The organism is Pseudomonas sp. N040 (assembly GCF_015637705.1).
GTDB lineage: Bacteria > Pseudomonadota > Gammaproteobacteria > Pseudomonadales > Pseudomonadaceae > Aquipseudomonas.
The window spans coordinates 131,868-156,993 of the sequence record NZ_JADOBE010000007.1; the positions used below are offsets into that span (position 1 = coordinate 131,868).

The 25,126-nt window shown below is 60.7% G+C and carries 22 protein-coding genes and 1 pseudogene; 8 read left to right on the forward strand and 15 right to left on the reverse strand.

Annotation, left to right across the window (positions count from 1 at the left end; translation table 11 throughout):
- Window positions 1-26: 26 nt before the first annotated feature.
- Window positions 27-1,730, reverse strand: coding sequence for a SulP family inorganic anion transporter (locus ISX93_RS11870; RefSeq protein ID WP_219841025.1), 1,704 nt, complete (start codon window positions 1,728-1,730; stop codon window positions 27-29).
- A gap of 139 nt (window positions 1,731-1,869) precedes the next feature.
- On the opposite strand from ISX93_RS11870, the pseudogene ISX93_RS17140 reads away from it, so the two are divergent.
- A pseudogene (locus ISX93_RS17140) lies at window positions 1,870-2,091 on the forward strand (CoA-transferase); the annotation flags it as partial.
- A 10-nt stretch (window positions 2,092-2,101) separates the two neighbouring features.
- Here the strand turns inward: ISX93_RS17140 and ISX93_RS11875 are convergent.
- Window positions 2,102-3,289, reverse strand: coding sequence for a PilT/PilU family type 4a pilus ATPase (locus ISX93_RS11875; RefSeq protein WP_195778934.1), 1,188 nt, complete (start codon window positions 3,287-3,289; stop codon window positions 2,102-2,104).
- Between the two features lie 147 nt (window positions 3,290-3,436).
- Here ISX93_RS11875 and ISX93_RS11880 point away from each other — a divergent pair, with 147 nt between their 5' ends.
- The 3 genes from ISX93_RS11880 to ISX93_RS11890 all read left to right on the forward strand — a co-directional run bounded on the left by ISX93_RS11880 (window position 3,437) and on the right by ISX93_RS11890 (window position 5,752).
- A complete protein-coding gene (locus ISX93_RS11880; RefSeq protein ID WP_195778935.1) occupies window positions 3,437-3,715 on the forward strand; it encodes a peptidylprolyl isomerase in 279 nt (92 codons plus the stop codon).
- A 7-nt stretch (window positions 3,716-3,722) separates the two neighbouring features.
- Window positions 3,723-4,076 (forward strand): MmcQ/YjbR family DNA-binding protein, encoded by a 354-nt coding sequence (locus tag ISX93_RS11885; RefSeq protein ID WP_195778936.1) that lies wholly within the window; start codon window positions 3,723-3,725, stop codon window positions 4,074-4,076.
- A gap of 86 nt (window positions 4,077-4,162) precedes the next feature.
- Window positions 4,163-5,752, forward strand: a complete 1,590-nt coding sequence (locus tag ISX93_RS11890) for an ABC-F family ATPase (protein WP_195778937.1) — start codon at window positions 4,163-4,165, stop codon at window positions 5,750-5,752.
- A gap of 146 nt (window positions 5,753-5,898) precedes the next feature.
- Here ISX93_RS11890 and ISX93_RS11895 read toward each other — a convergent pair whose 3' ends face one another.
- The 8 genes from ISX93_RS11895 to ppsA form a co-directional block, all read right to left on the reverse strand.
- Entirely contained in the window at window positions 5,899-6,936 is a 1,038-nt protein-coding gene (locus tag ISX93_RS11895; protein ID WP_195778938.1) for an OmpA family protein, read from the reverse strand.
- Between the two features lie 88 nt (window positions 6,937-7,024).
- Window positions 7,025-7,618, reverse strand: coding sequence for an RNA polymerase sigma factor SigX (gene sigX / locus ISX93_RS11900; protein ID WP_195778939.1), 594 nt, complete (start codon window positions 7,616-7,618; stop codon window positions 7,025-7,027).
- An 89-nt stretch (window positions 7,619-7,707) separates the two neighbouring features.
- On the reverse strand, window positions 7,708-8,532 hold the full coding sequence (locus tag ISX93_RS11905) for a mechanosensitive ion channel family protein (RefSeq protein ID WP_195779029.1): 825 nt from the start codon (window positions 8,530-8,532) through the stop codon (window positions 7,708-7,710).
- Window positions 8,533-8,534: 2 nt separating this feature from the next.
- Window positions 8,535-8,780: a CrfX protein gene (locus tag ISX93_RS11910; protein ID WP_195778940.1), complete on the reverse strand. Its 246-nt coding sequence runs from the start codon at window positions 8,778-8,780 to the stop codon at window positions 8,535-8,537.
- A 55-nt stretch (window positions 8,781-8,835) separates the two neighbouring features.
- On the reverse strand, window positions 8,836-9,846 hold the full coding sequence (locus ISX93_RS11915) for a zinc transporter ZntB (RefSeq protein ID WP_195778941.1): 1,011 nt from the start codon (window positions 9,844-9,846) through the stop codon (window positions 8,836-8,838).
- Between the two features lie 18 nt (window positions 9,847-9,864).
- Entirely contained in the window at window positions 9,865-10,350 is a 486-nt protein-coding gene (rraA, locus tag ISX93_RS11920; RefSeq protein ID WP_195778942.1) for a ribonuclease E activity regulator RraA, read from the reverse strand.
- Between the two features lie 126 nt (window positions 10,351-10,476).
- Window positions 10,477-11,457: an alpha/beta fold hydrolase gene (locus ISX93_RS11925; protein ID WP_195778943.1), complete on the reverse strand. Its 981-nt coding sequence runs from the start codon at window positions 11,455-11,457 to the stop codon at window positions 10,477-10,479.
- Window positions 11,458-11,523: 66 nt separating this feature from the next.
- Window positions 11,524-13,893: a phosphoenolpyruvate synthase gene (gene ppsA, locus ISX93_RS11930; protein ID WP_195778944.1), complete on the reverse strand. Its 2,370-nt coding sequence runs from the start codon at window positions 13,891-13,893 to the stop codon at window positions 11,524-11,526.
- 177 nt (window positions 13,894-14,070) lie between these two features.
- Here ppsA and ppsR point away from each other — a divergent pair, with 177 nt between their 5' ends.
- The gene (gene ppsR / locus ISX93_RS11935) at window positions 14,071-14,889 is read left to right on the forward strand and encodes a posphoenolpyruvate synthetase regulatory kinase/phosphorylase PpsR (RefSeq protein ID WP_195778945.1); all 819 of its coding nucleotides are present in this window, start codon (window positions 14,071-14,073) and stop codon (window positions 14,887-14,889) included.
- A 77-nt stretch (window positions 14,890-14,966) separates the two neighbouring features.
- Here ppsR and prpF read toward each other — a convergent pair whose 3' ends face one another.
- From prpF to ISX93_RS11960, 5 genes are all read right to left on the reverse strand, one after another.
- Entirely contained in the window at window positions 14,967-16,154 is a 1,188-nt protein-coding gene (gene prpF / locus ISX93_RS11940) for a 2-methylaconitate cis-trans isomerase PrpF (RefSeq protein ID WP_195778946.1), read from the reverse strand.
- A 100-nt stretch (window positions 16,155-16,254) separates the two neighbouring features.
- On the reverse strand, window positions 16,255-18,864 hold the full coding sequence (acnD, locus tag ISX93_RS11945) for a Fe/S-dependent 2-methylisocitrate dehydratase AcnD (RefSeq protein WP_195779030.1): 2,610 nt from the start codon (window positions 18,862-18,864) through the stop codon (window positions 16,255-16,257).
- Between the two features lie 11 nt (window positions 18,865-18,875).
- Window positions 18,876-20,039, reverse strand: a complete 1,164-nt coding sequence (gene prpC / locus ISX93_RS11950) for a bifunctional 2-methylcitrate synthase/citrate synthase (RefSeq protein WP_195778947.1) — start codon at window positions 20,037-20,039, stop codon at window positions 18,876-18,878.
- Window positions 20,040-20,121: 82 nt separating this feature from the next.
- Window positions 20,122-21,006, reverse strand: coding sequence for a methylisocitrate lyase (gene prpB, locus ISX93_RS11955; protein WP_195778948.1), 885 nt, complete (start codon window positions 21,004-21,006; stop codon window positions 20,122-20,124).
- On the reverse strand, window positions 21,003-21,743 hold the full coding sequence (locus tag ISX93_RS11960; protein WP_195778949.1) for a GntR family transcriptional regulator: 741 nt from the start codon (window positions 21,741-21,743) through the stop codon (window positions 21,003-21,005). Before ISX93_RS11960 ends, prpB begins: the two co-directional genes overlap by 4 nt.
- Window positions 21,744-22,039: 296 nt before the next feature.
- Here ISX93_RS11960 and rloA point away from each other — a divergent pair, with 296 nt between their 5' ends.
- Genes rloA through ISX93_RS11975 form a run of 3 tightly spaced genes read left to right on the forward strand, consistent with a single transcriptional unit; the run spans window position 22,040 to window position 25,098 of the window.
- A complete protein-coding gene (gene rloA, locus ISX93_RS11965; RefSeq protein WP_195778950.1) occupies window positions 22,040-22,576 on the forward strand; it encodes a retropepsin-like aspartic peptidase RloA in 537 nt (178 codons plus the stop codon).
- Window positions 22,577-22,581: 5 nt separating this feature from the next.
- Window positions 22,582-24,108 carry an osmotic stress tolerance membrane protein RloB gene (gene rloB / locus ISX93_RS11970; protein WP_195778951.1) on the forward strand — a complete coding sequence of 509 codons (1,527 nt, stop codon included), beginning with the start codon at window positions 22,582-22,584 and terminating at the stop codon, window positions 24,106-24,108.
- A gap of 6 nt (window positions 24,109-24,114) precedes the next feature.
- Window positions 24,115-25,098 (forward strand): alpha-L-glutamate ligase-like protein, encoded by a 984-nt coding sequence (locus ISX93_RS11975; protein WP_195779031.1) that lies wholly within the window; start codon window positions 24,115-24,117, stop codon window positions 25,096-25,098.
- Window positions 25,099-25,126 lie beyond the last annotated feature (28 nt).

Consider the following 25,126-nt stretch of genomic DNA (forward strand, 5'->3'; position numbering starts at 1 on the left):
TGATGTGTGTTCCGCAATCAACCCTTCTATTGGCTGTCGACTGTCGGCTTCAGGGCTTGGAGCGCGGCTTCGACTGACTCAAAGATCAGCTGCGTGCCTTCTGCTGATTTGCCTGTCTGGGAGTAGCGCTTTATTTCCTCCAGCACCCCCCGAGAAGTGGCCACGCACGCCAACCGGATATTTCGGCGATGCAACTCGCTATTGAGCTGGATCAGCGATTTGCCCGCCGAATAGTCAATGTCATTCACACCGGTGGCGTCGATCACAATCCAGCGCAGTTCGGATGAACTCCTTTCTGCCAGATGCACCACCTCCTCCATGAAGCGGCCGGCGTTGGCATAAAACAGGTTGGCCTCGAAACGGTAAACAATGATGTCCTTGGCGGCATACACATTTGCAGCCACCTTGACTGGCTGCAAATGGCCCTGATCATCGCTGCGCAGCACACTGGTGCGCGGCGCATAGGTATGCCTTACATGGGCAACCAGCGACATGATTACCGCGACGGCGATGCCATCCATTATGTCGAACACCAAAACGGTCAAACCGGTCGCCAGTGCAATGTAGAACTCTGACCGTTCAAACCGGTAGATATCCCTGAGGCCAGCGATATCGATCAATTTGAAGCCGACCAGAAACACAATAGCAGACAGCACTGCCATCGGCATTGAAGCTAAAGGGCCAGTCAGAAACAGCAATACCAGCATCACCACCAGTGCCGTGGTCACCTGTGCCAATTGGCTGTGGCCGCCGGCGCCATCGACCAGTTCGGTTTGTGTTGGCGTGCCGTTCACCACAAAAGTGCCGCTCAATGCCGCCATTGCATTGGCTCCGGCAAGCCCCACCAGATCGGAATTTTCATCGACCCGTTCACTGTGGCGCATGCCATAGGAACGCGAAGTGGCCGCGCTTTGCGCGATGATCACAACAAAACAGGTTGCGGCGGTGGTCAGCAGTTGATGCACGTGTGGCCAATGCAGAGCAGGCAATGAAAGCGTTGGCAAACCGCTGGGAATACTCCCGACCACTTCCACTCCCTGCCCGGCCAGATTGAAGAAATGACTGGCGCTGATCATGCCGACTACTGCCAGCAATGCACCCGGAACCTTTGGAGCCAGACGCCGGAAAGCGAGAATTATCAGAATAACCGCCAGCGATATGGTGGCAGTCAGCCAATGCCCTTGATCAGGCAAGCGCTGCATGACTGAAACGACTTGGTCAAAAGGTTCGCGGCTCAGGTTATGCAAGCCAAACAGACCGGCCAGTTGGCCGCAGGCCACCTGGACGCCGACCCCGGTCATGAAGCCGACAATCGCGCTGCGCGAGAGGAAATCGGCGAGAAAGCCCAATTGCAGGAAACGTGCTGCAAGCAGCAGCAGCCCGACGACGAACGCCACCAGGCTGGCAAGTCCCACGTACTCGGCGCTTCCGGCCGGTGCCAGGCTGATCAGCGAGGCCGCCAGAATAGCCGCCGTGGCCGAGTCGGCAGCCACCACCAGACGTCTCGAGCCACCCAGCAGGGCAAACGCCAGCAGGGGCAGGAGCAGTGTGTAGAAGCCGGTCACCACCGGTGTTTCGGCGATCTTGGTGTAGCCCATGGCCTGCGGAATGCCCGCGGCAGCCAGGGTCAGGCCGGCAAATATATCCCTGGGCAGCAGTTGCGGCCGGATTGGCAGGATACCGCTGAGGAGACGGATCTTCAGCGCCGAGGCGATCTGTTTGATGGTCAAGATGTGCGGACTCCCCCCAGGATTTTGATGCTGTGCAGGAATGCTCCCAGGCTGCATGCCATGCAAGGCGGTCCCGCGCGGTTGCCGCGACCTGACGGCACAGAGCCAATGGTGAGTCGTCACCGGCGCCTTTTGCAAGCTGGCGGCTGGGGTCAAGCGCGTGGTGATGCTGATGGAGCACACGGCCAAGGGTGGCGTGCACAAGATCCTCAAGCAGTGCGACCTGCCGCTGACCAGGGTTGGCGTGGTCGACCGCATCATCACCGATCTGGCGGTGCTGGATGTGACCGACACGGGCCTGCAACTGGTGGAACTGGCCGAAGGCGTCAGCTTCGAAGAACTGCAGGCGGCTACCGGCTGCAGCGGGCAGCTCAGAACGAGCGCCCGGGCTCCTCCGGATCTTCCTCGGGCAACACTTCCAGCTTCAATTCCATGCCCCAGCCGGCCGCCGCTGGCGCGGCGGGAACGGCAACGGCAGGTACGGCGAGCGCTGCCGGATCCTCCTTGTACAGTTTGAGCTTGAGGCGCACGTTGTTCGCCGAATCGGCGTTCTTTACCGCTTCCTCTTCGTCGATCACACCCTCGCGGACCAGTTCGATCAGTGCCTGGTCGAAAGTCTGCATGCCCAGGTTGCGCGACTTCTCCATGATCTCCTTGATCTCGGACAACTCGCCACGCTTGATCAGATCGCGCACCGTGTGGGTACCCAGCAGCACCTCGACGGCGGCGCGGCGCTTGCCGTCCACCGTCTTGACCAGGCGCTGGGAAACGAAGGCCTTGAGGTTGTTGCCCAGGTCGCTGAGCAGCTGCGGACGGCGCTCCTCGGGGAAGAAGTTGATGATCCGGTCCAGCGCCTGGTTGGCGTTGTTGGCGTGCAGGGTGGAGATCGCCAGGTGCCCGGTGTCGGCGAAAGCCAGCGCGTGTTCCATGGTCTCGCGGTCGCGGATCTCGCCGATCAGGATCACGTCCGGCGCCTGGCGCAGGGTATTTTTCAACGCCGCATGGAAACTGCGGGTATCCACCCCGACTTCGCGCTGGTTGATGATCGACTTCTTGTGCCGGTGCACGTACTCCACCGGGTCCTCGATGGTGATGATGTGGCCGCTGCTGTTGCGGTTGCGGTAGTCGATCAGTGCCGCCAGGGAGGTCGACTTGCCCGAGCCGGTGGCACCGACGAACAGCACCAGGCCACGTTTTTCCATGATCACCTTGAGCAGCACTTCCGGCAGCTTGAGGTCCTCGAAGGTAGGGATTTCCATCTTGATGTTGCGCGCCACGATCGACACTTCATTGCGCTGTTTGAAGATGTTGATGCGGAAACGACCGACATTGGCGATCGAGATCGCCAGGTTCATTTCCAGTTCGCGCTCGAACTCGATGCGCTGCTCGCTGTCCATGATACTGGCGGCGATGGCGGCGACATCGCCGGACTTGAGCGTCTCATTGCTGATCGGCTTGAGCACGCCATTGAACTTGGCGCAGGGCGGCGCGCCAGTGGACAGGTAAAGGTCGGAACCATCCTGGCTGGCCAGGACTCTGAGCATCGAGGGGAGATCCATTGGGTGCAATTCCGTCGGTAAAGGCTTGATGAGGCGACTCTGGCGCAGTACTGATCAGCAGCGTCTGGCTGGCCTGAAAACAGGCGCCATTCTGCTGCTGCCGACAATGCTGGCACAATAGCCACTGGCAATTTTGAGGACCCCCTGATGGCAAAGGCAATGGCTCGCCACATTCTGCTCAAGACCGAGGCCGAGGCCCAGCAACTCAAGCAGCGCCTGGCCAAGGGCGAAGCCTTCGATGTCCTGGCAAGGAAGTACTCGACCTGTCCCTCCGGCAAGCGCGGCGGCGATCTCGGCGAGGTGCGCCCCGGGCAGATGGTGCGCGCGGTCGAACAGGTGATCTTCAAGAAGGCCCTGGGTGAAGTACACGGTCCGGTAAAGAGCCAGTTCGGCTACCATCTGATCCAGGTCTTCTTCCGCGAGTGACGCCCAGATGACACCCGTACAGATTGCCGACTGCTGCCTGAGCCTGCCGGGGGCGCGCAGCGACTTCAAATGGGGTGGCGTGCAGGTATTTTCCATCGCCGGCAACAAGATGTTTGCCCTGCTCGACCTGAATGGCAGCGGCAACCTGGCCTTCAAGGTAGATGACGACCTGTTTCTTGGCTATTGCGACCGCCCCGGCATGCGTCCGGCCCCCTACCTGGCCCGGGCCCACTGGATCAGCCTGACGCCGCCCTACCAGGCCAGCCCTGGCGAGCTGCAGCAGTTGCTCAGGCGCTCCCATCAACTGGTGGTCGCCCGCCTGCCGAAGATCCGCCAGATCGGCCTGTTGCTCGACCAGTAGTCACGTCGCGGATGTCCTGAGCGCGGCAAACGGCTACAATCGCGCCCTTTTGCGCAGCCGCGCCTGCTTCTTCTGGGAAAATTTCCGTGATTTCAACCGCAAACATCACCATGCAGTTCGGTGCCAAGCCGCTGTTCGAGAACGTATCCGTCAAGTTCGGCGGCGGCAACCGCTACGGTCTGATCGGGGCCAACGGCTGTGGCAAGTCGACTTTCATGAAGATCCTCGGCGGTGACCTCGAACCCTCCGGCGGCCAGGTGATGCTCGAGCCGAACGTACGCTTGGGTAAGTTGCGCCAGGACCAGTTCGCCTACGAAGAGTTCAGCGTGATCGATACCGTGATCATGGGCCATGAAGAACTCTGGGCAGTCAAGGCCGAGCGCGACCGCATCTACTCGCTGGCGGAGATGAGCGAAGCCGACGGCATGGCCGTGGCCGAACTGGAAACCGAGTTCGCCGAGCTGGACGGCTACACCGCCGAATCCCGGGCTGGCGAACTGCTGCTGGGCCTGGGGATCGGCATCGACCAGCATTTCGGCCCGATGAGCGAGGTCTCGCCCGGCTGGAAGCTGCGCGTGTTGCTGGCCCAGGCGCTGTTCTCCGACCCCGAAGTGTTGCTGCTGGACGAACCCACCAACCACCTGGACATCAACACCATCCGCTGGCTGGAGAACATCCTCACCACGCGCAACAGCACCATGATCATCATTTCCCACGACCGCCACTTCCTCAACAGCGTGTGCACCCACATGGCTGACCTGGACTACGGCGAACTGCGGCTGTTCCCCGGCAACTACGACGAGTACATGACCGCCGCCACCCAGACGCGCGAGCAACTGCTGTCGGACAACGCCAAGAAGAAGGCGCAGATCAACGAGCTGCAATCCTTCGTCAGCCGCTTCTCGGCCAACGCCTCGAAAGCCAAGCAGGCCACCTCGCGCGCCAAGCAGATCGACAAGATCCAGCTGGCCGAGGTCAAGCCGTCCAGCCGCGTCAGCCCGTTCATCCGCTTCGAACAGGCCAAGAAGCTGCACCGCAATGCCGTGACCGTGGAACACATGGCCAAGGGCTTCGACGGCAAGATCCTGTTCAAGAATTTCGGCTTCACCGTCGAAGCCGGCGAGCGCGTGGCCATCATTGGCCCCAACGGCATCGGCAAGACCACCCTGCTGCGTACCCTGGTCGGCGAACTGACCCCGGATGCCGGCTCGGTGAAGTGGACCGAAAGCGCCGAGCTCGGCTACTACGCCCAGGACCATGCGTATGACTTCGAGGACGAGGCCACCCTGTTCGAATGGATGGGTCGCTGGACACAAGGCGGCGAACAGCTGGTGCGCGGCACGCTGGGGCGCATGCTGTTTTCCAATGACGAGATCCTCAAGTCGGTCAAGGTGATCTCCGGCGGCGAACAGGGCCGCATGCTGTTCGGCAAGCTGATCCTGCAAAAGCCCAACGTGCTGATCATGGACGAACCGACCAACCACCTCGACATGGAATCCATCGAGGCACTCAACCTGGCCCTGGAGAACTACCCCGGCACACTGATCTTCGTCAGCCATGACCGCGAGTTCGTTTCCAGCCTGGCGACCCGGATCATCGAACTGTCGGCAGACGGCATCACGGACTTCAGCGGCAGCTACGACGATTACCTGCGCAGCCAGGGTGTGCTTGTCTGATTGAGCGCCGGCAGCTGACCCGCACAGGGTTGGCTGCCGGAACTGCCGGGCCACTGGGCCGGACAAACAGCAGCCAATAAAAAGCCCCGAACCAGTCGGGGCTTTTTATGTCCCGGCCACATTGCTGCGGCCGGATCAGGCCGATGTTACTTGGCCTGGGCTTCCACGCTGGCTTCAACCCGACGGTTCAGCGCACGACCTTCAGCAGTCGCATTGTCGGCAACCGGCTGGCTCTCGCCTTCACCGACAGCGCTGACGCGCTCGGCGGCTACACCGTACTGATCAACCATGACCTGGCGCACTGCATCGGCACGACGCTGCGACAGCTGCTGGTTATAGGCATCAGAACCCACGGAGTCGGTGTGACCTTCGACGGTGGTGGTGGTCTGCGGATACTGGTTCATGAAATCGGCAACAGTCTTGATTTCGGAATAGCTTTCCTGCTTGACCGCCGCCTTGTCGAAGTCGAACTTGACGTCCAGCTCGACACGCACGGCTTCGGCGGCCGCCGGACAACCATCCGCATCGACCGTCACGTTGGCTTCGGTACCCGGGCACTTGTCGAGGTCATCGCACACGCCATCATTATCAGCGTCAGTGCAGGCCACAGGCGCGGCCGGAGCCGGCTCTTCGATCTTCTTGCCAGCACCGCCAAAATTGGCGCCAACCGACAGGCCGGCCATGTACTCGCTGTCGCCAGCGTCAAGGTTGTGCATGCCGGTAACACCCGCACCGGCAAACAGGTTTTCGGTGAAGTAGTACTTCAGGCCTGCACCGATGTCGACGAAGGTGCTGCGGTCGCGGCCGCCACGGGCATCCTGGCCAATGCTCTGGTGCGCAACGCCAGCGAGGAGGTACGGACGCAGGCCGACACCGGGAGTGCCGAAGTTGTAGGTGGCATTCAGGGCGCTGAGGCTGCCCTTGATGTTCTTGCCGGAAGTTTCCCCACGCATGTCGTGGTACTCGCCGTAGGACAACCCCAGGGCAACGTCATCGGTCAGGTAGTAGCCCAGCGAGCCGCCCAGCAGAGCACCGTGATTACCCAGGTCACGGCTGCTATCCGGGACGTAGTACTGGTCAAAAGCCTCCACTTCAACAGCGCCCTGGCCTTGCGCCTGCACGCCCATGGAAACGGCAACCATCAAGGCGCTGAGTACCAAGCCTGCGGATTTGTGCATGTTCATTGTAGATTCCCCATCATGTGTTGTTGCTAAGACATTGAGCCAAATGGCTTTTTAACCAAGTAATAATAGCAGCAAAGGACTGAGCCCATCAATCTGCAGCATCTTCCGGGGCCAGGTTGTCCCGCAGCCGGTCGAGCGCGCGCTTGTAGCGCATCTTGGTGGCGCTCAAGCCCATGTGCATGATGTCGGCAATTTCCTGGAACTCGAGCTCGGCCACAAAGCGCAGCACCAGGATTTCCCGGTCGATCGGATTGACGTGCACCAGCCAGCGATCCAGCCCGCCCTGACCTTCGGCCTTGGGCGCGTGCTCATCCGACACCTCATCAAGCGGCTCGAGTGCCAGGGCATCGGCCAGCCGGCGCTTGCGCCTGTCCTTGCGGTACTGGGTGATGCATTCGTTGTAGGTAATGCTGTACAGCCAGGTCTTGAACTTCGACTTGCCTTCGAAGTTCTTCAAGCCATAGAGAACCTTGAGCATGACTTCCTGGCAGACGTCGTCGGCATCGCGTTCATTGTTGAGGTAGCGCGCGCAGACATTGAACAGGGTCCGCTGATAACGCCGCATCAGCTCCTCATAGGCCCGGGTGACATGGAAAAGCTCCACACGGGCGCGCTCGACCAACTCTTCATCAGTCAGGTCGCGGGGGTTGTAGCGCGCTTGCAGGGGTTGAGGCTGATTCAAGAGGAGTTGGGCCGACAGTCAGGTCAGAAGTAAGCAGATCCGCGCCAGGCGGTCTGTCACCAAACTACATTAGCAGCTAGGCCAATGCTCTAGCGTGAAGATACCGACTGCTCGAGCAGCAAGCGGTTGGCTATCGAGACCATCTCCCCGCTGTCCGTCACCAGCAACGTCTTGACCGTGCCAATTTCCTCGATCTGCCCCTCAACCTCGCCGACTCGCACCGTTTGCCCGACCTGGTACAACTCGCGCACATAGATCCCCGAGAGTATCTGCTGGGCTATGTCACGGCTACCAAGCCCCATGGCCAGGGCCATCGCCAGGCCGATGGAGATCAGCACGATGGCGATGACGTTGTTCAGCAGGTCGGTCTTGATTTCCAGCTGGCCAATGGCCACCGAGATGCTGATGATGATCACCATGGCCTGGGCAATGCGCCCCAGGCTGTTGGCATAGTCCAGCCCGACACCTTCGGCAGCGCCGCGCAACAGGCTGGCCGCCAACTGCGCCAGCAGCACGCCGGCGAGCAGTACCAGTGCGGCGGCAAACACTTTCGGCAAGTACAGGGCAAACACGTCGAGGGTCGCCGATACACGCTCCAGACCCAGCGACTCGGCCGCCGAAACCAGGAAGATCAGCAGCACGAACCAGTAGACGATCTTGCCGACCAGGGTGGATACAGGGACCTGGATGCCCACCCGGGACAGCAGCTTGGTCAGCCCGGCGCCGGCCATCAGGCGATCCAGTCCGAGCTTGGCCAGCAGCTTGGACAACAGCGTATCGAGCAGCTTGGCCACCACGAAGCCGAGCAGGACCACGATCAGGGCGCCAAACAGCCGCGGGATGAACACCCCGACCGAGCTCCACATGGTGCTCATCGCATTTACCAGGCTCTGGGTCCAGGGATCGTGTTCCATAGTCATTCAGCCTTGTCGGATGGGTGGGAAGAGTTACTGTTGCGGGATACCGGAGCAAGATGCTCGGATGCGCTGTTCAGGGCAAGCATCAGCGCTTCAAACCAGTGGCCGGCGAGGCTGAACAGGTCGCCGGCGCCGACCTGGCGATTGGCCGTTCGCAAAACACGATCCAGCGTGCGCCGGTCATCATGTTCAGTTGCGGACGTGCGCATCAGACTGCGCAGGGATTCTTCGAATGGATCCTGCATGCTCACCTCGGATAGGACTGTCTGGCTAGACGCACCGCCGCTGGCTGGCGTCACATCAGACCATCAAGCGTAAACGACGAAATAGCCACCATTGCAACAGGCCAATCCCCAGCATGGCCAGGCAAACGATCTTGAAGGCATGCGGATAGTCGCTGCCCGGAATGCCGGCAACATTGATCCCCAGCAGTCCGGTGAGAAACGTAAGCGGCAGGAAAAAACCGGTAACGATGGCGAACAGGTACATGACCCGGTTCATCCTTTGTCCCATGCGCTGGTGCTCGGACTCCAGGACCAGTCCGACCCGTTCGCGAATCAACTCGAGTTCCTCCAGGTGGCGCGTCAGGCTGTTGCCCAGCTCGTTCCAGTCCTTGGCCTGCTCGCCCACGAACCAGGCAAATTTATCCTTGGCCAACTCGAAGAAGATGTCTCTCTGCGGCGCCAGGAACCTGCGCAGGCTGGCCGAACGACGCTTGGCAGTGACCATTTTGGTGTGGTCTGGCGAATAACCTTCATTGAGCTCGATCTGTTCGTCCTCGCTGTCGACCAGCTCCGCGAGCTCGGCCACCAGCGGGTCGATCTTGTCTGTCATCAAGTCGGCCAGGCGCAGCACCAGGCCTTGGGCTGTTGCCGGGCCCTTGCCGGCAGCCAGCTCGCCAGTCAGCTCGGCGCGAGCGCGCAAGTGGCGCATGCGCAGCGAGATGACCCGGTTCTGTTCCACAAATATCCGCAGCGAAACCATGTCTTCCGGCTCGGCATCCGGATTGAGGTTGACCCCGCGCAGGAACACCAGCAACTGCTGTGCATCCGGCTGAACAACCCGCGGTCGCGTGCCCTCTTCCAGCAACAGATCGCAGGCAAACGCACTCAGCCCGCTGCGCTCGCGCAACCACCGCTGCGCCTGCGGGTGGCTGCGGTCCAGATGCAGCCAGAGTGTTTCCTGCTCGCCCAGCTGCAGGCTGTCCAGATCCGCCCGGGTTGTCCGGCGGGCAGAACCGTGCCCGTCGAGCACCAGCGCCTCGATCAGCCCCCACTCGCCAACATCCGCATGTTCGCTGGAAAAATCCATCAGGAGACCCTTGCCGTACTAGGGCATTGCCAGCGCTTGTGGTGAAACCAGGATGCCGTTGTTGTCGGCATAGACGTATTGCCCGGGAATGAAGGTGACCCCGCCGAAAGTAACCGCGACATTCAGGTCGCCAATATTGCGCTTGTCGGTCTTCATCGGGTGGCTGGCCAGCGCCTGCACGCCCAGATGGGTTTCAGCCAGTACATCCACGTCACGCACACAGCCATAAATGACCATGCCTTCCCAGCCGTTCTTGGCCGCTTTATCCGCAATCATGTCGCCCAGCAAGGCCCGGCGCAGGGAACCGCCACCGTCCACTACCAGCACCTTGCCATGCCCCGGCAGGTCGGCCTGGGATTTCACCAGAGAGTTGTCTTCATGGCACTTGATGGTGACGATCTCGCCACCAAAAGAGTCGCGGCCACCAAAGTTGCTGAACATCGGCTCGACCACCTGAACCAGTTCAGGGTAGGCATCGCACAGGTCGGGGGTGACATATTGCATGAGGAAGCTCCGTGGTTTGACAAGTGGATCAACGCGCTAACCGGTCCGGTCGCGCGCAGGGGACTGTGGCTAATGTACCAGCGCCAGGCACCCTGCATCGAGCGCCGCCAGACATGAGCACCGGCTTCAGCCTGCCAGCCGTTCGCCCTGGGGCTGCTCGACATGCTGCTGGTTGAGCCATGCCACAGCCAATGGCCAGACCTCCAGTGCCGCCGGCTTGCTGACGAGCATCTCGACATGCCCGTAATCCGCGCTGAAACCCTCGCTGCGCGCGAGCACGATGAATTGTTTGCCAGACGCGCCAAATTGCTTGAACAGCTTGCGGCAAGCCCAGACCGGATCACCCTGATCAGCCTTGGCGGAGACCGCCATGACCGGTATCCGTACCGCCGGCAGACCTGCCCACCAGTCCGACAACCGGTCACCGAAGCGCCCGAACAGGCCATGCCAGCGCAAGGTTTCGATGGCGACGCCAATCGGCTCATCCTCGGGGCCGCGATCCAGGCGCGAACCTGAAATGACCTTGCAGCGCCGCAACAGACAGCGCCCGGCCCACTCCACCGGTGGGAACTTGAGCAACCGCATTGCCTTGCTCACCTGGCTGCCGAACAGCGCCAGCGAAGCCGCATTATGCTCGTCCAGATACCTGCCACCCGAGGCTGCGGCGAGGGTTACGCCCCCCATCGAATGCCCCATCCAGTGTGGTATCCGGGCCGTTTGCTCCTGCACAAAGGCGGCAATCGCCGGCAAGTCGTAACGCGCGTAATCGGCGATGGTGTTCAGTCGGTAGTTGCGGTTGCGGGGCGACAGCCCATGCCCACGCATTTCTGCCAGCCACACATCAAAACCGGCGCGGGCCAGATAGGCCCCCAGGCCAACCCCAGCGGGCGAGTACCAGAAACGCCGGTTGGAAAAGCTGCCGTGCAGCAAGATCACCGGTATCCGGCCCGGCGCCGGACAATCCGCGGCGCCAAGGCGAGTCAACGCCAGTTCGACGCTGGCGTCGGGACTGTTATTGGGCTTGAGCCGGTAGACATCCTCGGTGAGATCGCCGCGCAACTCGGCACTCACCAGCGAAACGGGGAACAGCTTGCTACTGCTTTGCATACATTGATCTTGCATAAAAAAGGGCAGGCTTTCACCTGCCCTCTTGGACTGTTGTGGTGAATCAGTTCAAGCGTTGGATTCAGCCAGGAAGAACCAGGTATCCAGCACCGAGTCCGGGTTCAGCGATACGCTTTCGATGCCCTGTTCCATCAGCCAGCGCGCCAGATCGGGGTGATCGGATGGCCCCTGGCCGCAAATGCCGATGTATTTTCCGGCTTTGAGGCAAGCCTGGATGGCATTCGACAACAGCTTCTTCACCGCCGGATCACGCTCGTCGAACAGATGGGCGACAATCCCCGAATCGCGGTCCAGGCCCAGGGTCAGCTGGGTCAGGTCGTTGGAACCGATCGAGAAGCCGTCGAAGAACTCGAGGAACTCTTCGGCCATCAGGGCATTGGACGGCAACTCGCACATCATGATGACGCGCAGGCCATTCTCGCCGCGCTTGAGGCCGTTGCTGGCCAGCAGGTCGATCACCTGACTGGCCTCGCCCAGGGTCCGCACGAACGGCACCATGATTTCCACATTGGTCAGGCCCATTTCATTGCGGACTTTCTTCATGGCCCGGCATTCGAGCTCGAAGCAGTCGCGGAAGGACTCGCTGATATAGCGCGAAGCCCCGCGGAAACCGAGCATGGGGTTCTCTTCTTCCGGCTCGTAGAGCTTGCCGCCGATCAGGTTAGCGTACTCGTTGGACTTGAAGTCGGACAGGCGCACGATCACCTTCTTCGGCCAGAAAGCTGCCGCCAGGGTGCTGATACCCTCGGCCAGCTTCTCGACATAGAAACCGACCGGATCGGGGTATCCGGCAATGCGCTTCTCCACGCTGCCCTTGATGTCCGCGGGCAGGCTGGCAAAGTTCAGCAGCGCCTTGGGGTGCACACCAATCATGCGGTTGATGATGAATTCCAGGCGCGCCAGGCCAACACCGGCATTCGGCAGTTGTGCGAAATCGAAGGCCCGATCCGGATTGCCGACGTTCATCATGATCTTGAACGGCAGATCCGGCATCGCATCTACCGAGTTCTTGCGGATATCGAAGCCCAGCTGGCCCTCGAAAATCAGCCCGGTATCGCCCTCGGCGCAGGACACCGTGACCCGCTGGCCATCCTGCAGCACACTGGTGGCATTGCCGCAGCCAACCACCGCCGGGATACCCAGTTCGCGGGCAATGATGGCCGCATGGCAGGTACGCCCGCCGCGATTGGTGACGATGGCGCTGGCGCGCTTCATCACCGGTTCCCAGTCCGGATCGGTCATGTCGGAGACCAGCACATCGCCGGGTTGTACCTTGTCCATTTCCGAAACGTCGCGGATGACCTTGACCGGACCGGCGCCAATGCGCTGGCCGATGGCACGCCCCTCGACCAGAACCTTGCCCTTTTCCTTCAGCAGGTAGCGTTCCATGACGTTCGCACCGTCACGGCTTTTCACAGTTTCCGGGCGCGCCTGGACGATGTACAACTTGCCGTCATCACCATCCTTGGCCCACTCGATGTCCATCGGCCGCTCGTAGTGTTTCTCGATGATCAGTGCCTGCCTGGCCAGTTCGGTGACCTCGGCATCGCTCAGGGAAAAGCGTGCACGCTCGGCATGCTCGACTTCGACGGTCTTGACCGAGCGACCGGCCTTGCCTTCGTCGCCATAGACCATCTTGATCGCCTTGCTGCCCAGGTTGCGCCGCAGGATCGCCGGGCGCCCGGCTTCCAGGGTCGGCTTGTGGACATAGAATTCGTCGGGATTGACCGCACCCTGCACGACGGTTTCGCCCAGGCCGTAGGCGCCGGTAATGAACACCACATCGCGGAAGCCGGACTCGGTATCCAGGGTGAACAGCACTCCGGCGGTACCGGTTTCCGAGCGGACCATGCGCTGCACGCCAGCAGACAATGCGACATGACGGTGATCAAAGCCCTGGTGCACGCGATAGGCAATGGCGCGGTCGTTGAACAGCGAGGCGAAGACTTCCTTGGTGGCACGAATCACGTTGTCCACACCGCGGATATTGAGGAAGGTTTCCTGCTGGCCGGCGAACGAGGCGTCGGGCAGATCCTCGGCGGTGGCCGATGAGCGCACGGCAACGGCCATGTGCTCGTTGCCCGCGGACATTTCCGCGAAGGCCTGGCGAATATCGACATTCAGCTGTTCGGGGAACTCTGCTTCCATGATCGACTGGCGAATCTTTGCACCGGTCCTGGCCAGCGCATTGACATCATCCACATCCAGCGCATCGAGTGCGTCATGGATCTGGTCATTCAGACCACTCAGTTCGAGAAAGTCACGATAGGCCTGGGCTGTGGTGGCAAAGCCGCCGGGAACCGATACGCCGGCACCCGCCAGATTGCTGATCATCTCGCCAAGGGAAGCGTTCTTGCCCCCCACTCGCTCGACATCATGTGCGCCAAGCTTATCGAGGGAAACTACATACTCAACCAAGATGATCTCTCCAATAGTCTGCTGGGGGCTCTGCACAGAGCCAGGTGGCCTGCGCTCAAGAATTGCCGTGCGGTGGCCTGCCACACAAAATTAGGTAACAATGCCGGCCAATTCCCGACCTCAAAAGCGGGCCCATGATAGCCGAGAACAGCTCTTACCTTAAGGCCTTTGGCACAAATGAAACGAACCGCTTTCTTCATCTCCGATGGCACCGGAATCACCGCCGAAGCACTTGGCCAGAGCCTGCTGGCACAGTTTGAAATGTTCAACTTCACCAAGCTGACCCGCCCCTACATCGACAACATCGACAAGGCCAACCTGATCGTACAGCAGATCAATAGCGCCGAGCAGGCTGACGGGGCGCGCCCGATCATCTTCGACACGGTGGTCAACCAGGAAATCCGCGAGGTCATCGCCACTTCCAACGGTTTCATGATCGATATCTTTTCGACCTTTCTTGCCCCGCTTGAACAGGAGCTGATTTCGCAGTCGTCCTATACGGTCGGCAAGTCGCACTCCATCGGCGAGGACTCGAACTACATGGAGCGCATCAACGCGGTCAACTTCGCCCTCGACAACGATGACGGTGCCCGTACCCACTACTACGACAAGGCCGACCTGATTCTGGTCGGCGTGTCGCGCTGTGGAAAAACCCCGACCTGCCTGTACATGGCCATGCAGTTCGGCATCCGTGCAGCCAACTACCCGCTGACGGAAGAGGACATGGAGCACCTGCAACTGCCGGCTGCCCTGAAGCCTTACAAGCACAAGCTGTTCGGCCTGACCATCGACCCGCAGCGGCTCAGCGCGATCCGCAACGAACGCAAGCCCAATAGCCGCTACTCGAGCTTTGCCCAGTGCGAATTCGAGGTCCGCGAGGTCGAACAGCTGTTGCGCAAGGAAAACATCCCCTTCATCAACTCCACGCATTTTTCCGTGGAGGAAATCTCCGCGAAAATCCTGGTGGAAAAAGGTGTGGAGCGTCGCCTCAAGTAGGATGGGTTAGCCGCACCCTGGCGATACCCAGCGCTCCCGATGCGATGGGTATCGCTGCGCTCCACCCATCCTGCGACTCAGAAGCTGTCGCCCGGCACGCGCACCCAGCCTTCCATCAGGATCCGCGCACTGCGGCTCATGATCGCCTTGGTCACCGTCCATTCGCCATCGACCTGGGTGGCTTCGGCGCCGACCCGCAGGGTGCCGGACGGATGGCCGAAGCGCACCGCGGTGCGCCCACCGCCACCGGCTGCCAGGTTGACCAGGGTTCCCGGCACCGCCGCGGCAGTACCAATGGCCACGGCTGCCGTGCCCATCATGGCGTGGTGCAGCTTGCCCATGGACAGCGCACGCACCAGCAGGTCGACCTCGCTGGCGGCGATCGTCTTGCCGCTGGAGGCGACGTAGTCCTTCGGTTTGGCGACGAAGGCGATCTTCGGCGTGTGCTGCCGCTTGAGCGCCTCTTCCGGCGACGCGATCAGCCCCATTCTTAGCGCACCGGCGACGCGGATGGCCTCGAAGCGGGCCAAGGCGGCCGGGTCGGTGTTGATCGCCTCGCGCAGCTCGGTGCCGGTGTAGCCGATGTCCTCGGCATTGACGAACACGGTGGGGATACCGGCGGTGATCATGGTCGCCTTGAGTGTGCCGATGCCGGGCACCTCGAGATCGTCGACCAGGTTGCCGGTGGGGAACATCGAGCCGCCCTCTTCCGCGTCATCGGATGGGTCAATGAATTCCAGCACGATCTCGGCCGCCGGGAAGGTCACGCCGTCCAGCTCGAAGTCGCCGGTTTCCTGAACCTGGCCGTTGCTGACCGGCACGTGGGCAATGATGGTTTTCTGGATGTTGGCCTGCCAGATACGCACCACGCAGGTGCCGTCCTGCGGGATGCGCGCCGGATCGACCAGGCCGGCATGGATGGCGAAGGCCCCCGCAGCGGTGGACAGGTTGCCACAGTTGCCGGACCAGTCGACGAAGGCCTTGTCGATCGACACCTGGCCATAGAGATAGTCCACATCGTGCCCGGGCACGCTGCTCCTGGACAGGATCACGCACTTGCTGGTGCTGGAGGTGGCGCCGCCCATGCCGTCGATATGCGCAGCATAGGGATCGGGGCTGCCGATCACGCGCATGAACAGTTTGTCACGTGCCTCCCCCGGCACCTGGCAACGCTCGGGCAGGTCCTGCAGGCGGAAGAACACGCCCTTGCTGGTGCCGCCACGGATATACGTGGCCGGCACTTTGATCTGGGGTACATGGGACATCGAGTTACTCCTCAAGCTGAATTCTGCTGGCCATTTGTTCAGCGACCCGGGGCAGAAACTGCACCGGGTCGCTGAGTTGGACCAAGGTAACGCTCAGCCTTTAGGCCGTGGTCGACTCCAGGAAGTCCTGGGCGAAGCGCTGCAGCACGCCACCGGCGTTGTACACGTTGACTTCGGCGGCGGTATCCAGACGGCAGGTCACCGGCACCTTGGTCACTTCACCGTTCCTGCGATTGATCACCAGCGTCAGATCGCAACGCGGCGACAGCGCGCCCTGGATGTCATAGGTTTCAGTGCCGTCGAGGCCAAGGGTCAGGCGGGTGGTGCCCGGCTTGAACTCGACCGGCAGCACGCCCATGCCGACCAGGTTGGTACGGTGGATGCGCTCGAAGCCTTCGGCGACGATCACTTCCACGCCAGCCAGGCGTACGCCCTTGGCAGCCCAGTCACGCGACGAGCCCTGACCGTAGTCAGCACCTGCCACAATGATCAGGTTCTGCTTGCGGTTCATGTAGGTTTCGATCGCTTCCCACATACGCATGACCTTGCCCTCCGGCTCGACGCGCGCCAGCGAACCCTTCTTCACTACGCCGTCAACCACGGCCATTTCATTGACCAGTTCTTTGTTGGCGAAAGTAGCGCGCTGCGCGGTCAGGTGGTCGCCGCGGTGGGTGGCGTACGAGTTGAAGTCCTCTTCCGGCAAGCCCATCTTGTGCAGGTATTCACCGGCGGCCGAGCTCATCTGGATCGCGTTGGACGGCGACAGGTGGTCGGTGGTGATGTTGTCCGGCAGGATGGCCAGCGGCAGCATGCCCTTGAGGGTACGCTCACCGGCCAGCGCGCCTTCCCAGTACGGCGGACGGCGGATGTAGGTGGACTGCGGACGCCAGTCGTACAGCGGGCTTTCAGCTTCCGCAATGGTGCCCAGATCGAACATCGGGATGTAGATCTGCTTGAACTGCTCCGGCTTCACCGAGGCGGCGACGATGGCGTCGATTTCCTCGTCGCTCGGCCACAGATCCTTCAGGGTGATCGGGTTGCCCGCTTTATCGGTACCCAGCGCATCCTGTTCGATGTCAAAGCGCACGGTGCCGGCGATTGCGTAGGCCACGACCAGCGGTGGCGAGGCCAGGAAGGCCTGCTTGGCGTACGGGTGGATACGCCCGTCGAAGTTGCGGTTACCCGACAGCACGGCAGTGGCGTACAGATCGCGGTCGATGATTTCCTGCTGGATTACCGGATCCAGAGCACCGGACATGCCGTTACAGGTGGTGCAGGCATAGCCGACAATGCCGAAGCCGAGCTTTTCCAGCTCCGACAGCAGACCGGCATCTTCCAGGTACAGCTTTGCAACCTTGGAGCCCGGGGCGAAGGAGGTCTTGACCCACGGCTTGCGCAGCAGGCCCAGCTCGTTGGCCTTCTTCGCCAGCAGACCGGCAGCCACCACGTTGCGTGGGTTGGAGGTGTTGGTGCAGCTGGTGATGGCAGCGATGATCACCGCGCCATCCGGCAGCAGGCCTTCGGCCTCCTCGGCCTTGCCAGAGGCCAGCTTGGCTTCGTCGGCAATCCCGCGCTCTTGCAGCGCCGAGGTCGGCAGACGCTTGTGCGGGTTGGACGGGCCGGCCATGTTGCGCACGACGGTCGACAGATCGAAGCTCAGCACCCGCTCGTACTCGGCGGTGACCAGCGCGTCGGCCCACAGGCCGGTGGTCTTGGCGTAGTTCTCGACCAGCGCCACCTGCTCCGGCTCGCGGCCGGTCAGCTTGAGGTAATCAATGGTCTGCTGGTCGATGTAGAACATCGACGCGGTGGCACCGTATTCCGGGCACATGTTGGAAATGGTCGCGCGGTCACCGATCGACAGGCTATCCGCACCCGCGCCGAAGAACTCGACCCAGGCACCGACCACGCGCTCCTTGCGCAGGAACTCGGTGATTGCCAGGACGATGTCGGTGGCGGTAATGCCCGGCTGGCGCTTGCCAGTCAGCTCGACACCGACGATGTCGGGCAGGCGCATCATCGACGGCAGACCGAGCATCACGGTTTCGGCTTCCAGACCGCCGACGCCGATGGCGATCACGCCCAAAGCATCGACGTGCGGGGTGTGCGAGTCGGTACCCACGCAGGTGTCCGGGAAGGCCACACCGCCACGCGCTTGGATCACCGGAGACATTTTCTCCAGGTTGATCTGGTGCATGATGCCGTTACCAGCCGGGATCACATCGACGTTCTTGAACGCGGTCTTGGTCCACTCGATGAAGTGGAAACGGTCCTCGTTGCGACGGTCTTCGATGGCGCGGTTCTTGGCGAAGGCATCCGGGTCGAAGCCCGGAGCTTCCACGGCCAGGGAGTGGTCGACGATCAGCTGGGTGGGCACGACCGGGTTTACCTTGGACGGATCCCCCCCCTTCTCGGCGATGGCATCACGCAGGCCGGCCAGGTCGACCAGCGCGGTCTGACCGAGGATGTCGTGGCAGACTACCCGAGCCGGGTACCAGGGGAAGTCCAGGTCACGCTTGCGCTCGATCAGCTGCTTGAGTGCATCGGTCAGCTCCGCCGGCTCGCAGCGGCGCACCAGCTGCTCGGCCAGCACGCGCGAGGTATAGGGCAGTTTGGCATAGGCGCCAGGCGCTATGGCATCGACCGCCTCGCGGGTGTCAAAGAAGTCCAGCGCGGTGCCTGGCAGGGCTTTGCGGTATTGAGTGTTCATGCTGTTCATGATTAGCGGCGCTCCTTGAGCGGAACGAAGGTCAGGTCTTCCGGGCCGACATAGTTGGCGCTTGGGCGGATGATCTTGCCGTCGATGCGCTGCTCGATGACGTGCGATGACCAGCCGGAGGTCCGGGCGATCACGAACAGCGGGGTGAACATTGCAGTGGGCACGCCCATCATGTGGTAGCTCACGGCACTGAACCAATCGAGGTTGGGGAACATCTTCTTGGCGTCCCACATCACGCTTTCCAGGCGCTCGGCGATATCAAACATCTTGCTGTTGGACTGCTCGGCGCTGAGCTGACGGGCGACTTCCTTGATCACCTTGTTGCGCGGGTCTGCCACGGTATAGACCGGATGACCGAAGCCGATCACGACTTCCTTTTTCTCGACGCGGGCACGGATGTCGGCCTCGGCTTCGTCCGGGTTGTCGTAGCGCTTCTGGATCTCGAAGGCGACCTCGTTGGCCCCACCGTGCTTGGGTCCGCGCAATGCGCCGATGCCACCGCAAATGGCCGAGTACATGTCCGAACCGGTGCCGGCCACTACACGCGAGGTAAAGGTCGAGGCGTTGAATTCATGCTCGGCGTAGAGGATCAACGAAACATGCATGGCACGTACCCAGCTGTCACTCGGCGTTTTGCCATGCAGCAGGTGCAGGAAATGCCCACCAATGGTGTCGTCATCCGTTTCCACGTCGATACGCTTGCCGTTGTGGCTGAAATGGTACCAATACAGCAGCACGGAACCCAGCGAGGCCATCAGCTTGTCGGCGATGTCCCGGGCGCCGGGATGGTTGTGGTCGTCCTTCTCCGGCGACAGGCAGCCCAGTACGGACACACCGGTGCGCATGACATCCATCGGATGGGCGGACGGTGGTAGTTGCTCGAGTGCCGTCTTCAGCGCCGCGGGCAGACCGCGCAGAGCCTTGAGCTTGGCCTTGTAGCCAGCCAGTTCAGCCACATTGGGCAGCTTGCCGTGCACCAGCAGGTGGGCGATTTCCTCGAATTCGCAAGTGGTGGCGACATCCAGGATGTCATAGCCACGGTAGTGCAGGTCGTTGCCGGTGCGGCCGACGGTACACAGGGCGGTGTTGCCAGCCGTGGTGCCGCTCAGGGCCACGGATTTCTTCGGCTTGAAGCCCGGCGTGGTGGTTTCGGGGGTGGCGCTCATGAATGGGGACTCCTGATGTTATCCGGGTGAAGTGTTGGCTGCGTCCGCAGGCTGTCTCAAGGCAAGCCAGCCTGCGTGCCGGTCATTTCTTGGCAGCAAACAGCGCGTCGAGGTGCTGCTCGAACGCGTGGTAGTTGATGCGATCGTAGAGTTCCATGCGAGTCTGCATGGTGTCGATCACGTTCTTCTGGGTACCGTCACGGCGCAGCTGGACATAGACATTCTCGGCCGCCTTGTTCATGGCGCGGAAGGCCGACAGCGGATAGAGCACCAGCGAAACATCGACGCTGGCCAGTTCTTCGGTGGTGTACAGCGGCGTGGCACCGAACTCGGTGATATTGGCCAGGATCGGCGCCTTGATGCGGTCGGCGAAAGTCTTGTACATGGCCAGTTCGGTGATGGCTTCCGGGAAGATCATGTCAGCACCGGCCTCGATACAGGCAGCAGCGCGATCCAGCGCGGAATTCAACCCTTCAACCGCCAGCGCATCGGTGCGCGCCATGATCACGAAGCTGCTGTCGGTACGCGCATCAACGGCGGCCTTGATGCGGTCGACCATTTCCTGCTGGGTGACGATTTCCTTGTTCGGGCGGTGACCACAGCGCTTGGCGCCGACCTGGTCCTCGATATGGATCGCAGCCGCGCCGAACTTGATCATCGACTTGACGGTACGCGCCACGTTGAACGCCGAGCTGCCGAAACCGGTGTCGACATCCACCAGCAGCGGCAGGTCGCAGACGTCGGTGATGCGGCGCACGTCGGTGAGCACGTCATCCAGGCCGGTGATGCCCAGGTCCGGCAGGCCCAGCGAGCCAGCAGCGACACCGCCACCCGACAGGTAAATGGCCTTGAAGCCGGCACGCTTGGCCAGCAGCGCGTGGTTGGCATTGATAGCACCGACGACTTGCAATGGGTGCTCACTGGCAACCGCGTCGCGGAAAAGTTGACCGGGCGTGCTCGAACTCATGATTCACCTCGTGCTGTGGTTGCTTTGGTTGGTTTTTTTTGCGCTGGTGCCATCTCGGAAAAATGGCGTTCTATATTGCGTTTTGAAGCGCCGATGTGGCGGCGCATCAGCAGTTCAGCCAGTTCGCCGTCACGATCGGCAATGGCATCGAGAATGCGATGATGCTCATTGAATGCCTGGCGCGGTCGATTAGGTTTAGCAGAGAACTGTATGCGGTACATGCGCACCAGCTGATAAAGCTCGCCGCAGAGCATCTGGGTAAGGGTGCGATTGCCGCTACCCTGAATGATCTTGTAGTGGAAGTCGAAATCGCCTTCCTGCTGGTAATAACCGATTCCCGCCTGAAACTTGGCGTCACGCTCATGGGTGTCCAGCACCCGCCGCAGCTCATCGATCTCCGACTGCTGCATGCGCTCTGCGGCCAGCCGGCAGGCCATGCCTTCCAGTGATTCGCGAATTTCATAGAGCTCAATCAACTCGGCATGGCCAAGCGAGACGACGCGCGCACCGACATGCGGAATACGCACCAGCAGGCGCTGCCCTTCCAGCCGGTGGATGGCCTCGCGCAAGGGGCCGCGACTGATGCCATAGACCCGCGCCAGTTCGGGTTCGGAAATCTTGCTGCCCGGTGCAATTTCGCCTTTGACAATGGCCGACTGAATAGCGCGGAAGACATGCTCGGAGAGCGTTCCCGATTCTTCCAACTGCACTGCATCAATTTCAGGCGAATCCAACATACTGTCGACACCTTTGGCTAACTGTGGAGAAAAATAGGGCCAAAACAGCCTTTAGTCAACATTAAAATCAGATATTGTTGACAGTATTCGCCAAAAAACTATCGAAAAACCTTCATGAAAACCTTAGCGTCGACACATAACTGACTGTCTGGATTGGTTTTTTGCATGCTAGTATTCAAAAAACTCGACTGTGCGCTGCCGACCCGGACAAACTGCTTGCCAGCTAGACTGCGCATCTAACGCCGATCTGCCATTCACCCACTTGACCATATGACCGCCCCATGACTTCAGGTTTCATGAATCGCAAGCAGTGCCTGCTTGCCCTGTTACTTGCCGGTTTGCCTGCAACACTGCCGGCGGCGGAAAAGACAATTTATGGCCTTAACGAATACGCGCTGGTGGCGGATATAAATGTCGAGGTTGCGGCAAAACTTGACACCGGCGCCAAGACGGCGTCGCTGAGCGCGCGCGACATTCAAAGGTTCAAGCGCAGCGGTGAACCCTGGGTGCGCTTTTATCTGGCCATTGATGACACACACCAGCACCCGATAGAAAAACCCCTTGCACGCATCAGCAAGATCAAGCGCCGTTCGGGCGATATCGACCCGGATGAAAGCAAATCCTATACTGCACGCCCTGTAATCGAACTGGATATCTGCATGGGCAAGACACTGCAAAGTGTTGAGGTCAATCTCACCGATCGCAGCGCGTTCCAGTACCCACTCCTGATCGGCTCGGAAGCCTTGAAAAGCTTTTCCGCGCTGGTTGATCCAAGCCTGAAGTTTGCAGCAGGGAAACCTGACTGCAGCATTGCCGCCAACACCGCCGAGTAGAACCTATGCGCGCCATCAATCTGCACCTGAAAATCCTCATCTTCGTACTCGTGACACTGGGGATTGCGATCACGGCATACCAGATTCTGTACCTCGGCATACCGGTTACCGAGGCTGAAACCGATAGCCTGTGGAACATCGATGCCAAGGTCGAGTTCCAGGCAAACCCGCGCGATCCGGTCAAGGTGCAGATGTACATCCCGCCGCTTAACCAGAATTACGTCAGCCTCAATGAAAGTTTCGTGTCCAACAACTACGGGGTCAGCATCAATCGGGCCGATGGCAATCGCCGGGTTACCTGGTCGGCACGGCGCGCCAGCGGCAATCAGACCCTGTATTACCGACTGGTCCTGACCAAACGCTTCAGCGACGAAAAATCGGGCATCAAAGGCCCGATTTTCCGCGAAAGCATCCCGGTCGAAGGGCCTGAAAAAGTCGCCGCAGAGGCGCTGCTGGCGCCTATTCGCCAACACTCGGCGGATGTGGAAACCTTTATCGGCGAAACCATCAAGCGGGTTAACAGCAGTGATGACAACGCCAAGACCCTGCTCGCCGGCGACAGTTCAGGCAACAAGAAAGCCAGCGTCATCGAACTTCTGCTCTCGATTGCCCACGTGCCGATGGAGCGCGTGCATACCATCCGCCTGAGCGCCGAGGGTGGCTCACAAACCCCGGAACTCTGGCTGCGCAGCTTCAACGGCAAGGAGTGGCTGTATTTCCATCCGGAAACCGGCGAACAGGGCCTGCCGAATGATCGCCTGGTCTGGTGGATCGGCGATAACGAGCTGATCAAGGTTGAAGGCGCGAAAAAGCCGCACGTCAGTTTCAGCATGAACAACAGCGAGATGAACGCGATTCGTCTTGCCAAACTGACCGATGCGAATACCAACGCAGGCTTTCTCGAATACTCCCTGTACAGCCTGCCGCTGGTTACTCAGCAGGCGTTCCAGATCATCCTGCTGATCCCGATCGGCGTGCTGGTGATCCTGGTGCTGCGCAACCTGATCGGTATCCAGACGCTGGGAACCTTCACCCCGGTGCTGATTTCGCTGGCCTTCCGGGAAACCCAGCTGGGCTTTGGCATCGTGCTGTTTACCCTGATCACGGCGCTGGGGCTGTCCTTGCGCTCCTACCTCGAGCACCTGAAATTGCAGATGCTGCCGCGCCTGTCGGTAGTCCTGACCTTTGTCGTCGTACTGATTGCCGCCATCAGCCTGTTCAGCCACAAGCTCGGCCTGGAGCGTGGCCTGTCGGTAGCGCTGTTCCCCATGGTGATCCTGACCATGACCATCGAGCGCATGTCGATCACCTGGGAAGAACGCGGCGGCAGCCATGCCATCAAGGTGGCGATTGGCACCCTGGTGGCCGCCTCGCTGGCCTTCCTGCTGATGAGTATTCCTGAACTGGCCTACTTCATCTTCACCTTCCCGGCAGTGCTGATGATTCTGGTTGGGTTCATGCTGGCGATGGGCCGCTACCGCGGTTATCGCCTGACCGAACTGTTCCGCTTCAAAGCCTTTCTCAAGGATTAGGCCATGATCGGTTTGATTAAGACCTGGAAGGACCTCCACGCCAAGGGAATCATGGGTATCAACCGGCGCAACGCGGACTATGTGCTCAAGTACAACAAGCGCAGCCTGTACCCTATCGTGGACGACAAGATCATCACCAAGATGCGCGCCATCGAGGCCGGCATCCATGTTCCGGAAATGTATGGCGTCATTGAAACCGAGAAGCAGATCGAAAAGTTCGACGAGATCATCGGTGACCGCAATGACTTCGTCATCAAGCCGGCGCAAGGCGCCGGTGGCGATGGCATCCTGGTGATCGCCGACCGCTTCGAAGGCAATTTCAAGACGGTATCCGGCAAGATCATCACCCACGACGAGATCGAGTATCAGCTTTCCAGCATCCTCACCGGCCTCTATTCGCTGGGCGGCCATCGTGACCGCGCCCTGATCGAGTACCGCGTAACCCCTGACCAGATCTTCAAGAGCATCAGCTATGAAGGCGTACCGGACATCCGCATCATCGTGCTGATGGGTTATCCGGTGATGGCCATGCTGCGACTGCCTACCCGCCAATCGGGTGGCAAGGCCAACCTGCACCAGGGCGCCATTGGTGTCGGCGTGGATCTGGCCACGGGGCTTACCCTGCGTGGCACCTGGCTGAACAGGAAGATCAGCAAGCATCCTGACACCGGCAATGCCGTCGATGGCGTACAGCTGCCGGACTGGGACGGCTTCATGAAGCTGGCTGCCGGCTGTTATGAGTTGTGCGGCTTGGGTTATATCGGCGTCGACATGGTGCTGGATCAGGACAAGGGGCCGATGATTCTGGAACTCAACGCCAGGCCCGGCCTGAACATTCAGATCGCCAATGACGCCGGACTTTTCCATCGCTGCCATGCGGTCGAGCACCGACTGGCCGAGCTCAAGGAAAAAGGCATCGTCGAAAGTCCCGAAGAGCGCGTGAAGTTTGCTCAGGAACTTTTCGGCCATGTGCCGAAAGTCTCCGCCTGAGTAGCTGCCCGCACTTCACAACCCGGCA

Bases quoted from the DNA above. Each gene is read 5' to 3' on its own strand.
- ISX93_RS11875 (WP_195778934.1), bottom strand. From the start codon at position 3,289: ATGGATCTCCCCTCGATGCTCAGAGTCCTGGCCAGCCAGGATGGTTCC.
- ISX93_RS11880 (WP_195778935.1), top strand. From the start codon at position 3,437: ATGGCAAAGGCAATGGCTCGCCACATTCTGCTCAAGACCGAGGCCGAG.
- ISX93_RS11885 (WP_195778936.1), top strand. From the start codon at position 3,723: ATGACACCCGTACAGATTGCCGACTGCTGCCTGAGCCTGCCGGGGGCG.
- ISX93_RS11895 (WP_195778938.1), bottom strand. From the start codon at position 6,936: ATGAACATGCACAAATCCGCAGGCTTGGTACTCAGCGCCTTGATGGTT.
- ISX93_RS11905 (WP_195779029.1), bottom strand. From the start codon at position 8,532: ATGGAACACGATCCCTGGACCCAGAGCCTGGTAAATGCGATGAGCACC.
- ISX93_RS11910 (WP_195778940.1), bottom strand. From the start codon at position 8,780: ATGCAGGATCCATTCGAAGAATCCCTGCGCAGTCTGATGCGCACGTCC.
- ISX93_RS11915 (WP_195778941.1), bottom strand. From the start codon at position 9,846: ATGGATTTTTCCAGCGAACATGCGGATGTTGGCGAGTGGGGGCTGATC.
- rraA (WP_195778942.1), bottom strand. From the start codon at position 10,350: ATGCAATATGTCACCCCCGACCTGTGCGATGCCTACCCTGAACTGGTT.
- ISX93_RS11925 (WP_195778943.1), bottom strand. From the start codon at position 11,457: ATGCAAAGCAGTAGCAAGCTGTTCCCCGTTTCGCTGGTGAGTGCCGAG.
- ppsR (WP_195778945.1), top strand. From the start codon at position 14,071: ATGAAACGAACCGCTTTCTTCATCTCCGATGGCACCGGAATCACCGCC.
- prpF (WP_195778946.1), bottom strand. From the start codon at position 16,154: ATGTCCCATGTACCCCAGATCAAAGTGCCGGCCACGTATATCCGTGGC.
- acnD (WP_195779030.1), bottom strand. From the start codon at position 18,864: ATGAACACTCAATACCGCAAAGCCCTGCCAGGCACCGCGCTGGACTTC.
- prpC (WP_195778947.1), bottom strand. From the start codon at position 20,039: ATGAGCGCCACCCCCGAAACCACCACGCCGGGCTTCAAGCCGAAGAAA.
- prpB (WP_195778948.1), bottom strand. From the start codon at position 21,006: ATGAGTTCGAGCACGCCCGGTCAACTTTTCCGCGACGCGGTTGCCAGT.
- ISX93_RS11960 (WP_195778949.1), bottom strand. From the start codon at position 21,743: ATGTTGGATTCGCCTGAAATTGATGCAGTGCAGTTGGAAGAATCGGGA.
- rloA (WP_195778950.1), top strand. From the start codon at position 22,040: ATGAATCGCAAGCAGTGCCTGCTTGCCCTGTTACTTGCCGGTTTGCCT.
- rloB (WP_195778951.1), top strand. From the start codon at position 22,582: ATGCGCGCCATCAATCTGCACCTGAAAATCCTCATCTTCGTACTCGTG.